Source organism: Bacillus sp. MUM 116 (assembly GCF_001866655.1).
Lineage (GTDB): Bacteria > Bacillota > Bacilli > Bacillales > Cytobacillaceae > Neobacillus.
On the sequence record NZ_MLYR01000113.1, the window covers coordinates 1 to 17,018 of the forward strand.

Consider the following 17,018-nt stretch of genomic DNA (forward strand, 5'->3'; position numbering starts at 1 on the left):
ATTTTAAATATCACTGGTTACTCAATTAAGGATAAGACTTCATCTTAACATATATATCCAATTAATATGTGTTGTGTAGCATTTTTTGTAAGACAAATTGTATACCAAATTGAAGGTAAAATTGTAGGGGTACAACAGCCATTGTACCCCTACAATTTGGGGTGCATTTTCCTATACAAATTTTTATGTAATTTCGGCACAAACGGCTTTATCCCAATAAAAAATGAGTGTCAATTTCATATGCAAATTGGCACTCATTTTAACTTACATTTTTAATGTTTGTGATAGGAAACGGAACCCGTCATGCATTTGCGTGCTCTTTTTTTGCTGCTTAAATTTTTACCATTTATGGTTTCATAAATCAGGGGTATTTCCAAACGTTTGTGCCCATTTCATGATAAAATGGAAGACAAAGAGTTTAGGGAATGGGGGTACGAACATGGCAGTTAGAATGGTAATAGGGCGGTCTGGAAGCGGAAAAACAGCTTTGTGTTTAAAGGAAATACGAGACCGGCTATTGGAAAACCCAATGGGTAAACCAATTATTTATATTGTTCCCGAACAAATGACGTTTTTATCTGAATATCATTTAGCCAGTGATGAACAAATCGGCGGAATGATTCGAGCTCAAGTGTATAGTTTTTCACGGCTGGCTTGGAGAATTTTACAAGAAACGGGCGGAATTAGCCGATATCATTTAAGTAATGTCGGAATGAGTATGCTAATTCGCAAAATCATTGAAGAAAAGAAGGAACAATTAACTTTGTTCGGGCGCGCTGCAGATAAACAAGGTTTTATTCACCAATTAGAACAAATGATTATTGAATTTAAGCGATATTGTATTCGTCCTGAAGAACTCATCGAAGGTTCAGAAAAACTTTCCAATGAATCGGCAAAGGCACTTCAAGATAAATTACATGATTTAGAAATTATCTATAAACAATTTGAGGATGAGATTTTTGGGAAATACATTGATTCCGAAGACTATTTTCAACTCCTTTCAGAAAAGGTGTCTTCATCGAGCTATTTAAAGGATGCGGAAATCTATATTGATGGGTTTTACAGCTATACACCACAGGAATACCTGGTTATCAAGGAGCTCATGAAGAATTGCCGGAGAGTTACCATTGCGATGACGACAAATAAATCAACTTTTGATTTTTCACCTGATGAACTTGATTTATTCAGGCTGTCTTCTGAGGCTTGTTATTCTGTTACGGAAATCGCTAAAGCAGAAGGGATCGATATAGAAGAGCCGATTCTGTTAAGCAGCCAACAAAAGTGGAATCATCCTTCCTTACAGCATCTTGAAGAAATGTTTGATGTAAGACCAGCCGTACCATATGAAGGACAAGCTGCAATCCATATTGGCCAGGCAGTCAGCAGGCGCGCAGAAGTGGAAGGAATTGCAAGGGAAATACGTGAGTTGGTTCGGACAAAAGAGTATCGATACCGCGATATTGCCTTACTAATTCGTAACGGCGGGGACTATCATGATCTTTTGGTTCCGGTTTTTGATGATTATCAGATTCCCTATTTTATTGATCAAAAAAGGACGATGTTAAACCATCCGCTTATTGAATTACTTCGCTCAAGTCTTGAAGTGATTCAATCGTATTGGCGTTACGAGCCTGTATTTCGGGTCATTAAAACGGAATTGCTTTATCCGTTGCAGGAAAATCCCGATAAAATGCGTGAAAAAATGGACCGGCTTGAAAATTACTGTCTTGCTTACGGGATAAAGGGCAGTAAGTGGACAAAAAAAGAGCGGTGGAGTTATCGTCGTTCCTATGGCTTGGAATTAGGGACGAGTATTCAAACGGATGCTGAAAAGAAAATTGAACAAGAATTAAATGAATTAAAGCTGATGGTATCTGCCCCTGTCTTACGTTTATCCAGACGATTAAAAAAAGCGGAAACAGGAAGAAAGCTTTGTGAAGCCATCTATTTATATTTAGAAGAATTGGAGATACCCTCCAAACTTGAAAAATGGAAAATGGCCGAAGAGGAAAAAGGAAATCTTATTAAAATGCGGGAACATGAACAAGTTTGGAATGCGATAATTGACCTTTTAGATCAATATGTGGAAATCCTGGGTGATGAATCAATTTCATTAAAATCGTTTGCTGCTATTTTAGAAGCCGGTTTTGAATCCTTGCATTTTTCCCTTATTCCTCCGGCAATAGATCAAGTTTTAGTCGGAGATTTGGAGAAATCAAGATTAACAGAAATCAAGGTAGCATTCATGGTTGGCATTAATGAAGGGGTATTACCTGCAAAACTTTCGGATGAAGGAATATTCGCGGATGATGACCGGGAAATGCTCGCTATGACCGGGATTCAGGTCGCACCCAGCAGCAAAGCACGCCTTCTTGATGAAAACTTTTTAGCCTATAAAGCGATGACAATCCCGTCAGATTTGTTTTATATTACCTATCCGCTCGCCAATAATGAAGGGAAAGCACTTATTCCTTCTTCCTATATAAAAAAAATTAAAGATATGTTCCCTGGACTTTCAGAACTTGTTTTTGTAAATAATCCTGCCGAGCTAGCAGAAGAGGAACAATTAGGGTTTGTGTCGAATCCAACCTCGACCCTGCCATATTTAACCGCACAGCTTCAGTTAAAAAAGAGAAACTATCCGATTTCATCTCTTTGGTGGGATGTATATAACTTTTATATAAAGGGTGAAGGCAAGGACCAGGCAGAAAAAGTTTTATCCAGTCTATTTTACACGAACCAAACGGTAAACCTCTCAAAAAATATAGCGGAGGAATTATATGGAGAGACCATTCAGGCGAGTGTTTCAAGAATGGAATTATTCAATGGCTGTGCTTTTTCTCATTTTGCCCAGCATGGTCTGAAACTAAGGGAAAGACAAATTTTCCGGTTGGAGGCACCTGATATCGGAGAATTGTTCCATGCCGCATTAAAGCATATTTCTGATACCATAAATGAACAAAAAATATCGTGGAGCAAATTAACGCGGCAGCAATGTGAAAATTTATCGAGGGAAGCGGTCAATACTTTAGCGCCAAAGCTGCAAAATGAAATATTGCTCAGCTCCGAACGACACCATTATATTCGGAGAAAACTCGAGCAAATCATTACACGTGCTTCGCTTGTTTTAAGTGAACATGCCAAGGTCAGCGGCTTTTCACCTATCGGTTTGGAATTAGGGTTTGGATCAAAAGGGGACCTTCCGCCATTAAAGTTTTCTTTGAAAAATGGAAAGAGAATGGAGCTGGCAGGGCGGATTGACCGCGTCGATTCAGCAATCGATGATAACGGAAGTGTATTTTTGCGGGTAATCGATTACAAATCAAGCGAAAAAGATGTTAATCTCGGCGAAGTTTATTATGGGCTGGCATTGCAAATGCTGACCTATCTCGATATCGTTATTTCCCACTCAAAAGAGCTGGTAGAAATGGAAGCCAACCCAGCAGGTGTTCTTTATTTCCATGTCCATAACCCATTTATTAGCACGAAAAAAATGTTAACCATCGATGAGCTTGAACAGGAAATGATGAAAAAGTTTAAAATGAATGGGCTAATGCTGAGTGATCAAAACGTGATTCGTTTGATGGATCGAACACTTGAATCTGGTGATTCACAAATTATCGCAGCGGGAATCAAAAAGGATGGTCATTTAACCAAAAAATCCAAAGTAGCCAGCATAAATGAATTTGATAATTTACGACATTATGTTCGAAATCTCTATCAAAAAACAGGAAATGCGATTATGGACGGTACCGTTCATATTTCCCCTTATAAACTAAAAGATAAAACACCTTGTACATTTTGTCCCTTTAAATCGGTTTGCCAATTTGATGAATCGATTGAAGATAATCAGTATCGGATTCTAGCCCCGCACTCCAAAGAGGATGTTTTGGAGTTGATTGGAAAGGAGAGTGTGCCAGAATGAGTCATTTGATGATCCCGCCAATGCCGGAAGGGGCAACATGGACAGAAGATCAATGGAAAGCGATCATGGCTAAAAATAAGGATATTCTCGTAGCGGCAGCGGCTGGTTCGGGGAAAACGGCTGTCCTTGTAGAGCGAATTATTCAAAAAATCCTTTCGACAGATGACCCAATCGATGTGGATGAATTGCTGGTGGTAACCTTCACAAATGCTTCAGCTGCAGAAATGCGTCATCGAATTGGTGAAGCATTAGAGAAAGCTATTGACCAAAATCCGGAATCAAGACATCTTAGAAAACAGTTAAGTTTATTAAATAAAGCGTCGATTTCCACCCTGCACTCCTTTTGTATGGAAGTGATACGCAAATATTATTACTTAATCGATGTCGATCCCGGGTTTCGGATTGCTGATGAAACTGAGGCTCAATTGATTAGGGATGAAGTGATTGATGAATTATTTGAAGAACAATATGGAAAACCGGACAATGAAGCATTTTTTACACTAGTTGATTCATTTACAAATGACCGGAATGATGCGGCCTTAATGGATATTGTCCGGTCTATCTATGATTTTGCCCGTTCAAACCCGGAGCCGGATAAGTATTTGGAATCGATTCTCAACATGTATGATGTCACCTTGATCTCCATAATTGAAGATCTGCCATTTATTGAGGCACTACTGTATGATATTGAACTGCAGCTTGAGGCTGCAATGGAAATGATTAAAAGCGGTTTGGAAATTGCGAAGCTTCCGGGCGGTCCGCACCCTAGAGCAGAGAACTTTTTAGATGATTTAAAGGTGATTGATACGCTTATTGCGGCAAAGGATGATTCATGGCAAACCCTGTATAATGCAATGCAGACATGGGCTTTTTCAAGAGCCAAACCGGTAAGAGGGGACGAGTTTAATAAAGAATTAACTGAAAAGGCACAAAAACTGCGTGACAAAGCGAAGAAAAAGCTGAATGATTTAAAGGATGAACTTTTTACCAGAAAGCCTGAAAGTTTTTTACGTGATATGGAAGAAATGTATCCGCTGATTCGGACACTTGTTCAATTGGTAAGTGACTTTTCAGAGCGCTTCGAAAAAGCGAAAAAAGAAAAGGGACTAGTAGATTACGCTGATTTGGAACATTATTGCCTACAAATTCTCACTGGAGAGATTTCACAAGCAAGAGAATTTCTACCGTCAAGTGCAGCTTTAGCCTACAAAAACCATTTTAAAGAAATATTTGTTGATGAATACCAGGATGTAAACATGGTTCAGGAAACCATCTTAAAGCTTGTTGCATTTGAAAGTGAGATAAATGGCAATTTGTTCATGGTTGGTGACGTGAAGCAGTCGATTTATCGTTTCCGTTTGGCAGAGCCTAATTTATTTTTAGGGAAATACAATCGTTTTCGCCATGATGGGGAATTAACGGGCTTAAAAATCGATCTTGCCCGCAATTTCCGGAGCCGCAAAGAGGTTTTAGATGGAACCAATTTTTTATTTAAACAAATCATGGGGGTTAAGGTAGGGGAAATCGAATATGATGAGGCCGCCGAACTTCGCAATGGCGCCCCTTATCCGGATGAAGAGCCCTATCCGGTTGAACTTTTGCTTGTGGATTTAAATAAAGAACAGAAAGATACACAGGATACAGGGGATGAAGGAGAACCCCCGGTGGATGAGTTTGATGCGGTTGATTTAGAAAAATCGCAGCTTGAGGCAAGAGTAATGGCTGCAAAAATTAAGGAATTAATCTCAGAGCGAAAGCAAGTATACAATACTAAAACAAAATCAAGCCGCCCGCTTATGTATCGCGATATTGTCATCCTGTTAAGGTCGATGACTTGGGCGCCGCAAATTATGGAAGAATTCAAGCAGCAGGGAATTCCTATTTATGCGAATCTCTCGACTGGTTACTTTGAAGCGACCGAAGTTGCGATCATGTTGTCATTGCTTCATGTCATCGATAATCCGTATCAGGATATCCCATTAGCATCTGTTCTTCGTTCCCCAATCGTCGGCTTGGATGAGGAACAACTTGCCAATATCCGTATTCATAAAAAAACAGGCTCCTTCTGGGAAGCAGTTGAGTCTTTTTCAAGAAGTACAGAAGCTAAAAATAGCGAAGCGTCATATGACAAAGTCCGCCGCTTTTGCGATTTATTAAAAGAATGGCGGGGAGCCGCAAGAAAGGGAGCTCTTTCAGACCTCATTTGGCAGCTTTATCGGGATACCCATTTTTATGACTTTGTTGGTGGATTGCCGGGCGGAAAGCAGCGTCAGGCGAACTTGAGTGCTTTATATGACCGTGCCCGTCAATATGAACAAACCTCCTTCAGAGGTCTATTCAGGTTTATGCGATTTATCGAAAGGATGATGGATCGGGGAGATGACCTGGGTGCAGCAAGAGCGCTTGGAGAACAAGAGGATGTTGTCCGGGTTATGACCATTCATAGCAGTAAAGGACTGGAATTTCCTGTTGTCTTTGTTGCAGGGTTGTCCCGCAGTTTTAATATGTCGGATATTCGAAATTCATATATGCTTGATAAAGAGTATGGTTTTGCCGCCAAATATGTCAATGTAGAAAAAAGAATAACGTTTCCATCATTGCCGCAAATGGCGTTTAAGAGAAAAAAGAAAATGGAAATGCTTGCGGAGGAAATGCGAGTATTGTATGTTGCTTTAACACGAGCAAAAGAAAAACTATATTTACTTGGTTCAATAAATGATGCTGGCAAAAAAATAGACCAATGGAATGATGGGATTACGAATCAGGAATGGCTCGTAAAGGATTATGAAAGGGCAGCGGCAACTAGTTATTTAGATTGGATTGGACCGGCGTTGGTTCGTCATCAGGACTGTGTTGATTTAAGAACACCGGAAAATAGAGGATTGCAAACTTCAGATGAAATGATGCTTCATCCTTCAGCATGGGCATTTTCGATTTTGAGCAGCAAGTCCCTTAAAAGCCAAGAAATTGACGATGATTTTGAGGAAGATAGCAATCTGGATTTGGTGGAAAATTCTGAACTGATACCAACTGAATCACCCTTTGCAAGGGAAATATTTGATCGATTAAAATGGGAGTATAGTTACCGGGATGCGGTTGCAAATCGTTCGAAACAATCTGTTTCAGAAATGAAACGGCAAAGGGAAATTTCCGATGAGCAAAGTGGTACAGACCTTATCCAAAGATTTAAAAAACCAATTCTAAAGCGTCCAAAGTTCATGCAAGAAAAACAATTAAGCCCTGCAGAACGGGGAACAGCTCTTCATATGGTGATGCAGCACGTTGATGTAACAAAACCAATTAGTGTTGAATCGATTCATGTGCAAGTAGAAAATATGGTTGTAAATGAATTATTAACGGCTGAACAAGCGCAGGTCATTGATGCCCAATTAATTGCTCAATTTTTTACAAAGGAATTGGGAAAAAGGCTATGCGCCGCAAAAGCGATTAACCGTGAAATTCCTTTTACCATCTCCCTCCCAGCGGAAGAAGTATATATGAATTGGAAAGACGAGACGGAATCGATTTTTGTTCAAGGAATTATTGATTGTATATTTGAAGATGACCAGGGGCTTGTACTCATTGATTATAAATCGGATGGAATAACAGACCGATATAAGGGCGGGTTTGAACAGGCAAAACCGATTCTACTTGAACGATACCAATTGCAAATCAATTTATATACAAAAGCGATTGAGCAAATTTGGAAAAGAAAAGTCAATGAACGTTATTTGTTTTTCTTTGATGGTGCACATATTCTAAATCTGGATTAAGCACCGAAAATAAACATAAAAAACGACATAAACCAATGTAGAGGTTTATGTCGTTTTTAATTGTTTCCAACAATAGGCTGATCAATTAGGTCAGTATCTAATACATTTGTTCCACTTATAGCGTTGTTTGAAACAATGATTCCTCCAGTATTAAATCCCCCAGAGCCTCCATAAGCTTTTGCGGTGCTTTTTGGAGAAATATAAACCGTATCACCAAATTGAACAATTCCTCCGCTTACTGTTACAATTTGTACAGGGCCAATAATTGCTGGCATTTTCAAACATCCTTTACCAAAAAAATGTCTAAGGTAACATATGCGTTTACTTAATATCCTGTTCATGCCCAAATGGGAGTTCTTGTCGGATATGTTTAACTCTAGCTTCCATGGATACATTTCGGCTGTTTCCCACATGTAAAATGGAAGAGGCAGAGATACCGATAATATCAATATGTTTCACTTTTATCATCGGATTGGGATTATGAGGTAAAAATGAAACCGTTTCGTTGATAGGCGGTAATGGAATCGGCTTATAGAACACAGTATAGGCGGGGAAATTTCCTTCATTCCCGAAAAATATTTCTGCTTCCCTTTGAACAGCAAGTGCACGGGATAATGCATTTATTATGCAGGAATCCCCAAGCTGAATAATTGAGGAGTAGGATACGACCATAACATTTAATTTGTCAACATTAGACGTTCGCTGTAGCATAACCAGGGGTCACATCCGGTTCAAGTGGTACAAATGGGCCGATGATTAAAGACTCAGCGGGAGTGTCAAAAGCAGAAGCCAATTGAATCGTTTCGGTATCTCCTACCAGTACTAAAGAAGAACTGGCAACACCTGTAATTTGGATGTTACCTACACAGAGCTCGCGGTTATAAACTTCAAGGATCATTCGTATTCATTCCTTTCACATGCTCGGGTAAATTATTGAAAAAGGTATAAACACCACTTTGAATTTCCTGTTTTAGCAATTCAATAATCTTATTTTCCACTATCGACTTATTTTCTTCTGATTGGTCATTAACAGGAATAGATTTTAAGTGATACTCAATTCTATTTGGAAGCTGTTTAATAATATCCTGTTTTATGAACGATAAATAGGATTCATTAGGCTGGATTCGTAGTTGTTTTTCAGTATGTTCAATGACTTGTGGCAAATCTGTTTCCAAATATCGATAAATTGCTTCTTCAATTTTCATTGACCGTTGCATCTGGGCCTTGGGAGAAATGGGAGTATTCAATGATTGACCTTGTATCGCAAAATCCTCAATTCCGGATAAATCATTAGGATTAAGCCCTATGGAAAGTGTACCTTCAAGGGTTTCCACCTTCAATTGATCAAAATTATATTGAATTGTATCCACATGAATGGTCGGTTTTTCCCCCAATTGCTTTAAATCGTTCTGCATTTTTTGGATTGTCGCTTCTAATGTTGCAATCCTTTTTTCATGCAATTGAATAGATGTTAGAAGCCATTGAAGGTATTGGTAAAAATCCTGATACATCTCGATCACCCCGTCTTGTGTCTCCCTACCCTAAGTTAATTTATATGCTGAACCAGTTGGAGACTTGCCAAGTATTTGTGATCATTAGGATTTGTACTAACCTGTTCTAACTGGCGCCTGTAATGGAACCGCCGGTGTCAGTATTTGAGAGGTCTGCTGTATTGGAAGTTCACCGGGCTTGATTGCGGCCGGTGCTGGTCCAGTGAAACCTCCAGTGTTATACAAATAAGCAGCCGGTTTAATAATCCCTGCACTGCCGATTTGTAAGACAGAGGAATTAGTAATACCGCCAATTTTAATATAATTGATTTGAATGGATTGCTGGATGTAAAAATTCATTCAAAATCACCTATTCATTACATATTAAAGGCATTATTTTGATCAATCATATCCGGATCCGTAGTATTCGTGGAACTTAAATTGTTATGAACGTTTAAACGTTCCCCAGTGTTAAAGGAACCTGCTCCAGAGAATGTTTTGGCAGCGGCAAAAGGCATAATTTTATAAACATCTCCAATGTGAAAAACAGAACTGTTCCCAAGTGTAATGACCTGAGCAACTCCAACAATCGCCGGCATAAACAACACCCTTTTTTTCAATCTAACGCAAGCGTCCTTCCCCTGTAAGTTGCTATCTTGCTCCTGCGGCAAAGCATATTCGAGGAAGTATTGTTCACCTCGTCGCATGCCTTCAATGATGCAAATTCAATGATGTAGGCATGCCGATGAAGTCAAAGAACGACTTCACCGAAGGACCTAAAGCCTTGTCGGGGCTGAACAAGGCGCTTCCGCCTTTTTTATAGGTTTCTTTAACAATATATGTCTGGGCGGATGTAATGTGATTGATTCGCCCAAAAAAAGAAATGGTCTTAACATATTTATAAGTTATTTTAGTGTGATATGAATCACAAAAAAAATTCTTTTTTAAGCTTATAATTTTAGAAATAGGAAAAATTAAAGTGGGTGAAGAAAATGGAATTTCAATTTAAAACACTTTATACCGAAATTGGTGGCCAAGAAACAATCGACCAGCTAGTCAATGCCTTTTATCCACGGGTTTATGCTGATAAAGATTTAAGCCCATTATTTGAGGGGGATATGAAGGAAATTATGAGAAAGCAGCGTATGTTTTTACCACAGTTCTTAGGTGGACCTGCTTTATATAGCCAGGAATTTGGACCGCCGGCCATGCGCGAACGGCATCTGCCATTCCAAGTGACACCTAATAGAGCTAAGGCATGGCTGCGCTGCATGTGGGAAGCGTTTCAAGAAATTGGTCTTGACCAAAATCCAGCCGGCTTGGCCTTTTATGACCGTTTGACACAGGTTGCCGGAATCATGGTGAACAGTCCGGATACAGACGAATAATGAAACCGTTAAAATGAAATTAAATCCCCTTGCTCAATTCTGCAAGGGGATTATTTTTTTCTAACTATTTATTAATGAAGTCTATTTCCGTATATTCAAGATTAATAGTAATAGGTGCCGAAAAGAAAAATAGTTCGAAGCGCCTATCAAATTTGGTAGTAAATAAGAAAAAGGTAGGGTATTATCCGAGAGGGAAACATTCTATGATGGGTGTAAGAGATCAGTCGGAATAGTAAACACTGATACTCGATAAAGGCAAAACTGATGAAAATCAGTGACGCAAAACTAAAGGGGCTAAGGTGCTTTAAGAACTATGCCAGCCAGTTACCGAAAGTTCAGGGTGTTTATCACAATTTTTCTTAGGAAGCATAGGAATTCTATGCACTTCGGAATATTTGTGGCTACAACCCCCCTTAGGTAGAGGTGGGGTTATTTTATTGGGGGTGAATGAATGGGGTTGTTAAATCAAAATAAAAGAAAACAAATTGGCGGAGAGGCAGTAAAAAAAGCATCCTCTGTTAAAAACAACTCATCCTTTGCCAAACATCTAAATCATAGGGTAAGTTGTAATCAAGAATTCCTCTTCGATTTTACGGATTTCTGCCAACTTAAACAACTTCTTTTAGATAAGGATGTTTCAGAAGTAATGGTTAACGGTCCTAATCAGGTTTATTGTGAAAGGAAAGGGAAAATTATTTTAACCCCTATCCATTTTCGCGATAATAAACATGTTATTAGGTTAATTGAAAAAATGATAGCACCAATTGGGAGAATAATTGATGAGAGTTCACCGATGGTGGATGCAAGACTCCCCGACGGGTCACATCTGAATGCAATTATTCCTCCATTGGCCGATAATGGACCGGCTATTACGATTCGAAAAAGTTCAAAGAAAGCCTATGAAATGAAGGATTTAATTAGCTTTGGCACCGTAACAGAAGATATCGCAGTTTTCCTGAATGCTAGTGTAAAAGCCAGGCTCAATTTGTTTGTCTCTGGAGGGCCAGGTTCTGGAAAAACGATAACACTTAACGCCATTTCAAAATATATCCCCGAGGCTGAAACGATTGGAAAAACTGACAGAATGTTTTTTGATGAGGACGGTGGCGGTGATCCATTTCTTTTGCTTCAAGTTTTGATGAAAGACCAGACTGGATCACTTGCATCGGGACATTCCAAAAGCCCGGAGGATATGATAACTCGATTGGAAACGATGATGCGGATTAAGAGGATCGAGATGCAAGTAAAAGATATTCGTGAACATATAGCCGGAGCAATAGATTTGATTATCCATCAAGCTCGTTTAAAAGATGGATCTAGGAAAATAGTTAAAATTTCTGAGGTTTACGGAATGAATGGGGATCGTATCTTACTTCGGGATTTATTTACTTTTAAACATGAAGGAATGAATCGGAATGGGAAGGTTGTCGGGCGCTTAGTTTCAACAGGAGTTCAGCCAGGTTTTTTCGAACGGCTTAAGGAAACAGGGATTGAAATCCCACCATCAGTATTTAAATAACAAGTACCATCTATTCAGCCTAATGTTTAGTATTTTTCATTTGCCTGTGATATGATAGTTTCGACTATACATAAGGAGGCAAATTTAAATGATACATGCACATATTACTGCATGGTTAGTCGCACTGATTTTATTTTTTGTTGCGCTTTCCTTAAATAAAAGCGGTAAAGAAAAAGGCGCGAAAATCGTCCAAATGGTGTTAAGAGTTTTTTACCTTTTGATTATTGCTACAGGCGTTATGCTTCTTACTCGAGTTGCTCATATTGACTGGAAATATACTTTAAAGGCTGTTGCTGGCCTATGGGTAATCGGAACTTTGGAAATGATTTTATCACGTTTTAAAAATAATCGAAGAACTTCCGTTTTTTGGATTCAGTTTGTGGTTGCCTTCGCCCTTGCTTTATATCTAGGATTTGCTGTCCTGCCAATGTCTTTTCTTCATCCATAAAAAAGCTGCCCTCGGCAGCTTTTTCTTATGAAATCATCTTTTCAATAATTAACCTTTTCCCTGTATTTAAAGTAAATTCAAAACGGTCATTGACCTTTTCAAAATAAAAGAAATGATGCTGAACATTGCAAATTTGTTCCTGATTATCAAAAACAATAAAATTTACCCCGTCCTTTCGTTTTTCATCCGAAAGGAAAGATAAGTGATTATAACAATAGATACAATCGTATATGGAAAAACCTAAAGAATTTAAAGTCGTAACAAATTGAAAAAAGGCATCATCATTAATCCCCTCAAGCAATCTCTCCAGGGAATAGACTAAATGCTTCTTAATTCTCAACTGATCATGGTCGCGAAGCATAATGACTTCTTTTCCAAATTGGATTTTTCCTGAGTCAAATAAAACCCCTCTTCTCCAGCGGTTCGTCCGGAAAACTTCAACTTCCTGCTGATGAAAATCCTCAAGCATGTTTGCTTCTTCGGTTTCCTCATCAAAAAAAATCCATTGATCATTAATTTGTTCAACAGTTCCCTCATTAAAAGCTCTCTGTTGATTAGACATAAGTTTATTTCGCTGCTGTCGATTCATGTTTAAACCTCCGTGCCAGTTGCTTTCATCTTCTTTTTAGACATCTTCTTGCAAATTTATAACTTGGTATACCATTTTATTTGGACAATTAACCAATTGTTTTGGGCTGAATACACTAAACCATGTAATTGAAATTTGCAGGTTCAATAGTAGAAAGGAGCCAACTACCGTGTGCGGGATATCTGGATGGGTAGATTTTGATAAATTATTAAAAAATAAAACAGAAACAATAGCAAAAATGGCCAATACACTTGCAAAAAGAGGCCCTGATGAAACGAACATCTGGACAAATACACATGTTGGTTTTGGACATAAGAGACTTATTGTTGTCGACCCGGAAGGGGGAAGGCAGCCAATGTCAAAACAAAAAGAAGGTATTGTGTATACCATTTGCTACAACGGAGAGATATACAATACGGAAGATATCCGTAAAATTCTCCTTACTAAAGGATATTCTTTTAAGGGTCATTCTGATACAGAAGTTCTGTTAACAGCCTATATAGAATGGGCGGAGGAGTGCGTAAATTATTTAAACGGGATTTATGCGTTCGCAGTTTGGGATAGTAAAAAGGAACAGTTATTTATTGGACGTGACAGATTAGGGGTAAAACCGCTCTTTTTCACGGAGCAAAGAAAAGGGTTGCTGTTTGCATCGGAATTAAAGGCAATCCTTGCACATCCCGAAATTAAAACAGAATTAAACCACGAGGGGCTTGCCGATATTCTCGGTACAGGACCATCAAGACCACCAGGTTCAGGGATCTTTAAAGGGATAAAAGAACTGAGGCCGGCACATGCTTTGACTTTTTCAAAAAACGGCTTAAAAATTTGGCGCTATTGGAACGTTAAAAGTGAGGAACATAAAGACACAGTTGAAGAAACGTCTGAAAAGGTCCGCTATCTAGTAACGGATGCCGTTACAAGACAGCTTGTTTCGGACGTGCCATTATGTACATTTTTATCAGGCGGTCTTGACTCAAGTATCATAACGGCGATTGCGGCAAAAGGATTCCAAGACCAAGGTAAAGGGCAGTTGCATACGTATTCGATTGACTATGAAGGAAACGACCTTCATTTCGCCGCAAATGAATTCCAGCCGGATGCGGATGGGGAATACATCCAAATGGTTATTGACAAATTTAATACCTCTCATTATAACAAAACGATATCACAGCAAAAACTGGTGGACGATTTAATCGAAGCGGTCCATGTTAGAGATTGCCCGGGAATGGCCGATGTGGATTCCTCACTGCTGTGGTTCTGTAAGGAAATCAAAAAGGATTTCGTTGTCAGTCTCTCAGGCGAATGCGCAGACGAAATTTTTGGAGGTTACCCATGGTTCCATCGGAAACAAGACCTGGAGCGGGCTGGATTTCCATGGATGCGGTCCGTTTCTGAAAGAGAAAATTTATTGAACGAACATTGGCGGGGGAAATTGAAACTCTCCGAATATGTAATGAATCAATACCAACAGGCGGTGAAGGAAACACCTGGATTACCGGGTGAAACCTTAGAGGAATCGAAACGGCGTGAGCTATTTTATATAAATATGATTTGGTTTATGACCACCTTACTTGACCGGAAAGACCGGATGAGTATGGGAGCGAGCCTTGAGGTACGGGTTCCTTTTGCAGACCATCGGCTTGTAGAATATGTCTGGAATATTCCTTGGGATGTTAAAATGTATCGCGGAAGGGAAAAAGGCATCCTTCGCAAAGCATTTGAAGGAATTTTACCGGAACAAGTGCTTTACAGAAAGAAAAGCCCATACCCAAAAACACATAATCCGGAATATACTGCGATTATCCAAAAACAGTTGGTAGAAATTTTAAAGGATAAATCATCAGCATTACATGAATTTTTCGATAAAGCCTCTTTACAAAGTATTGTGGATTCAGGCGGGGAGTCCTTTAAAGAACCATGGTTTGGCCAGCTTATGACGGGACCGCAGCTGCTTGCCTATTTCGTCCAATTACACACTTGGTTTAAAGATTATAATATAAATATAGTTAATTAAGAAAAGCGGAAGCGCCTTGCTCAGCCCCGACAAGTGCTGGAGGCCCTGACGGTGAACTCGTTCTTTGACTTCATCGGCAGGGCCGAAGCAACCTCGAGGGGCTAGGCGCTGGAGCTGGACAAGAGATAAAATTTGGATTTCAAACCATTATTCGATTAAAATGAGTGTAGGGAAGAGGGATAACCTCTTCCCTTTTTAAGGGAGGAAATTTTTGATGAAAAGAACCATACTCATTTTAATTACTGTTTTTCTACTGTCTTCTGTTCCTGCAAATGCAGCAGTAAAAAAAGAAAAGCGGCTCTGGCAGGATGAATCCATTTATTCAATTATGATTGACCGTTTTAATGATGGCGATACGAATCTTAATAAGAATGTGAATACGAAAGATCCAAATGTCTATAACGGCGGTGATTTTCAAGGGATCATCGATAAACTTGACTACATACATGATATGGGTTTTACCGCAATCCGTCTTACCCCAATTTTTGATAATGCCAGCAATGGATATCATGGATATTGGGTGACAGATTTTTATAAAACGGACGAGCATTTTGGTTCGATAAAGACTTTTCAAAAGCTTGTAAACGAGGCCCATAAACGCAAAATGAAAGTACTGATTGATTTCACAGCAAACAATGTTGCGAAAAATCATCAATGGGTGACAGACCCTGGGAAGAAAGATTGGTTTCATAAAAAGCAGCCTATTCAGAATTGGAATGATCAAAACGAGCTTGAAAATGGCTGGGTGGACGGGCTGCCGGACCTGAATCAGGACAATCCCAAGGTGAAAAATTATTTAATTAAGGCTGCAAAATGGTGGATTGAAAAAACAGATATAGATGGGTATAGTTTGCCTGAAGTAAATATGGTACCTGAGAGCTTTTGGAGTGATTTTTCTACTGCAGTAAAAAGTGTGAAGCAAAACTTTTTTCTTATTGGAATTCCGGCAGAAAAAACGCCGTTCAATGGGACAGAGTATGAAAAAGCCGGGATTGATAGTCTATATAATGCCTCTCTTAGTACTGATTTAAGGAAAGCATTCGCCAATACAGATCAATCCTTACAACCGGTTTTTTCCGAATTGGAAAAGGAAAAGAAGCAATATAAGCATTCAGAGTTATTGGCAAATTATCTCGACAATGAATATACAACAAGGTTAACTCAAGATATTGTGAAAAATAAACAGTTTCCTGGTTCGCGTTGGAAAACGGCGCTGACCTATTTATATACGGTTCCGGGAATACCTGTAATTTATTATGGGACGGATATTGCTTTGAATGGTGGGGACATTCCGGATAACCGCGGGCAGATGAGCTTTCGTGCAGAAAAAGAATTGATTGATTTTATTACAAAAATTGGTGCATTAAGAAACGAGCTTCCATCATTGACAAGAGGAAATCTCAAATTGTTATATGAAAAAAACGGAATGGTTGTTTATAAACGGGAATATAAAGGTGAAATCTCGGTCATTGCAATTAACAATACAAACAAATCACAAAGTATCACGCTAGAGGGAAACTTAGAAGGGGGAAAAGAGCTTCGCGGTTTACTTGGCGGTGATACCGTCAAGAGTAAAGGCGATAAATATACGATTATTCTTGACCGGGATTTATCCGAAATCTATGTTTTGGCAGATAAAACCGGGATGAACGTACCATTTGTGGCGGCAATCCTTATTATAATGATTTTAGCTGGTTTATTTTTATTCCTGATCATTAAAAGAAGCAAAATTAATCGTAATGAATAATTCTTCAACGCACCAGGGAAGTCACCTGGTGCGTATAATTTTTTATAGTATAAGAAATTATAAATTGCTTTGAGAATGGTCCAGCTCCGGCGCCTAGCCCCTCGAGGTCACAAGCCAATCCG

General features: G+C 39.0%; 14 protein-coding genes and 1 riboswitch. Of the genes, 7 read left to right on the forward strand and 7 right to left on the reverse strand.

Features of this window, described 5'->3' with window-relative positions; genetic code table 11:
• Positions 1-439: 439 nt before the first annotated feature.
• Both addB and addA read left to right on the forward strand, forming a co-directional pair.
• Positions 440-3,925, forward strand: a complete 3,486-nt coding sequence (gene addB, locus BIV60_RS23785; RefSeq protein WP_071358194.1) for a helicase-exonuclease AddAB subunit AddB — start codon at positions 440-442, stop codon at positions 3,923-3,925.
• Positions 3,922-7,698, forward strand: coding sequence for a helicase-exonuclease AddAB subunit AddA (gene addA / locus BIV60_RS23790; protein ID WP_071358195.1), 3,777 nt, complete (start codon positions 3,922-3,924; stop codon positions 7,696-7,698). Before addB ends, addA begins: the two co-directional genes overlap by 4 nt.
• Positions 7,699-7,754: 56 nt before the next feature.
• On the opposite strand, the gene BIV60_RS23795 is transcribed toward addA, so the two are convergent.
• From BIV60_RS23795 to BIV60_RS23820, 6 genes are all read right to left on the reverse strand, one after another.
• Positions 7,755-7,973, reverse strand: coding sequence for a spore germination protein (locus BIV60_RS23795; protein WP_071358196.1), 219 nt, complete (start codon positions 7,971-7,973; stop codon positions 7,755-7,757).
• A 46-nt stretch (positions 7,974-8,019) separates the two neighbouring features.
• Positions 8,020-8,409, reverse strand: a complete 390-nt coding sequence (locus BIV60_RS23800) for a spore germination protein GerPE (RefSeq protein ID WP_071358197.1) — start codon at positions 8,407-8,409, stop codon at positions 8,020-8,022.
• Positions 8,390-8,596, reverse strand: a complete 207-nt coding sequence (locus BIV60_RS23805; protein ID WP_071358198.1) for a spore gernimation protein GerPD — start codon at positions 8,594-8,596, stop codon at positions 8,390-8,392. The genes BIV60_RS23800 and BIV60_RS23805 overlap by 20 nt, the downstream gene beginning before the upstream one ends.
• Complete coding sequence (gene gerPC, locus BIV60_RS23810; RefSeq protein ID WP_071358199.1) at positions 8,586-9,209, reverse strand: spore germination protein GerPC; 624 nt, start codon at positions 9,207-9,209, stop codon at positions 8,586-8,588. The genes BIV60_RS23805 and gerPC overlap by 11 nt, the downstream gene beginning before the upstream one ends.
• Before the next feature lie 96 nt (positions 9,210-9,305).
• Positions 9,306-9,548, reverse strand: coding sequence for a spore germination protein GerPB (locus BIV60_RS23815; RefSeq protein WP_071358200.1), 243 nt, complete (start codon positions 9,546-9,548; stop codon positions 9,306-9,308).
• Positions 9,549-9,565: 17 nt separating this feature from the next.
• On the reverse strand, positions 9,566-9,787 hold the full coding sequence (locus BIV60_RS23820) for a spore germination protein (RefSeq protein WP_071358201.1): 222 nt from the start codon (positions 9,785-9,787) through the stop codon (positions 9,566-9,568).
• Between the two features lie 393 nt (positions 9,788-10,180).
• On the opposite strand from BIV60_RS23820, the gene BIV60_RS23825 reads away from it, so the two are divergent.
• The 3 genes from BIV60_RS23825 (at position 10,181) to BIV60_RS23835 (ending at position 12,543) form a co-directional block, all read left to right on the forward strand.
• The gene (locus BIV60_RS23825) at positions 10,181-10,576 is read left to right on the forward strand and encodes a globin domain-containing protein (RefSeq protein ID WP_071358202.1); all 396 of its coding nucleotides are present in this window, start codon (positions 10,181-10,183) and stop codon (positions 10,574-10,576) included.
• A 244-nt stretch (positions 10,577-10,820) separates the two neighbouring features.
• Positions 10,821-10,908, forward strand: a riboswitch (cyclic di-GMP riboswitch).
• A gap of 119 nt (positions 10,909-11,027) precedes the next feature.
• Positions 11,028-12,095: a TadA family conjugal transfer-associated ATPase gene (locus BIV60_RS23830; protein WP_071358203.1), complete on the forward strand. Its 1,068-nt coding sequence runs from the start codon at positions 11,028-11,030 to the stop codon at positions 12,093-12,095.
• An 88-nt stretch (positions 12,096-12,183) separates the two neighbouring features.
• A complete protein-coding gene (locus tag BIV60_RS23835; RefSeq protein ID WP_071358204.1) occupies positions 12,184-12,543 on the forward strand; it encodes a YisL family protein in 360 nt (119 codons plus the stop codon).
• A gap of 25 nt (positions 12,544-12,568) precedes the next feature.
• Here BIV60_RS23835 and BIV60_RS23840 read toward each other — a convergent pair whose 3' ends face one another.
• A complete protein-coding gene (locus BIV60_RS23840; protein ID WP_071358205.1) occupies positions 12,569-13,132 on the reverse strand; it encodes a DUF2777 domain-containing protein in 564 nt (187 codons plus the stop codon).
• A gap of 169 nt (positions 13,133-13,301) precedes the next feature.
• On the opposite strand from BIV60_RS23840, the gene asnB reads away from it, so the two are divergent.
• Together asnB and BIV60_RS23850 are read left to right on the forward strand one after the other, a co-directional pair.
• The gene (gene asnB / locus BIV60_RS23845) at positions 13,302-15,149 is read left to right on the forward strand and encodes an asparagine synthase (glutamine-hydrolyzing) (RefSeq protein ID WP_071358206.1); all 1,848 of its coding nucleotides are present in this window, start codon (positions 13,302-13,304) and stop codon (positions 15,147-15,149) included.
• Between the two features lie 214 nt (positions 15,150-15,363).
• Complete coding sequence (locus BIV60_RS23850) at positions 15,364-16,896, forward strand: alpha-amylase family glycosyl hydrolase (protein WP_071358207.1); 1,533 nt, start codon at positions 15,364-15,366, stop codon at positions 16,894-16,896.
• The last annotated feature ends 122 nt before the right edge of the window (positions 16,897-17,018 follow it).

What these genes read in the sequence shown, in the direction of transcription:
- addB (WP_071358194.1), top strand. Translation starts at nt 440, where the DNA reads ATGGCAGTTAGAATGGTAATAGGGCGGTCTGGAAGCGGAAAAACAGCT.
- addA (WP_071358195.1), top strand. Translation starts at nt 3,922, where the DNA reads ATGAGTCATTTGATGATCCCGCCAATGCCGGAAGGGGCAACATGGACA.
- BIV60_RS23795 (WP_071358196.1), bottom strand. Translation starts at nt 7,973, where the DNA reads ATGCCAGCAATTATTGGCCCTGTACAAATTGTAACAGTAAGCGGAGGA.
- BIV60_RS23800 (WP_071358197.1), bottom strand. Translation starts at nt 8,409, where the DNA reads ATGCTACAGCGAACGTCTAATGTTGACAAATTAAATGTTATGGTCGTA.
- BIV60_RS23805 (WP_071358198.1), bottom strand. Translation starts at nt 8,596, where the DNA reads ATGATCCTTGAAGTTTATAACCGCGAGCTCTGTGTAGGTAACATCCAA.
- gerPC (WP_071358199.1), bottom strand. Translation starts at nt 9,209, where the DNA reads ATGTATCAGGATTTTTACCAATACCTTCAATGGCTTCTAACATCTATT.
- BIV60_RS23815 (WP_071358200.1), bottom strand. Translation starts at nt 9,548, where the DNA reads ATGAATTTTTACATCCAGCAATCCATTCAAATCAATTATATTAAAATT.
- BIV60_RS23820 (WP_071358201.1), bottom strand. Translation starts at nt 9,787, where the DNA reads ATGCCGGCGATTGTTGGAGTTGCTCAGGTCATTACACTTGGGAACAGT.
- BIV60_RS23825 (WP_071358202.1), top strand. Translation starts at nt 10,181, where the DNA reads ATGGAATTTCAATTTAAAACACTTTATACCGAAATTGGTGGCCAAGAA.
- BIV60_RS23830 (WP_071358203.1), top strand. Translation starts at nt 11,028, where the DNA reads ATGGGGTTGTTAAATCAAAATAAAAGAAAACAAATTGGCGGAGAGGCA.
- BIV60_RS23835 (WP_071358204.1), top strand. Translation starts at nt 12,184, where the DNA reads ATGATACATGCACATATTACTGCATGGTTAGTCGCACTGATTTTATTT.
- BIV60_RS23840 (WP_071358205.1), bottom strand. Translation starts at nt 13,132, where the DNA reads ATGAATCGACAGCAGCGAAATAAACTTATGTCTAATCAACAGAGAGCT.
- BIV60_RS23850 (WP_071358207.1), top strand. Translation starts at nt 15,364, where the DNA reads ATGAAAAGAACCATACTCATTTTAATTACTGTTTTTCTACTGTCTTCT.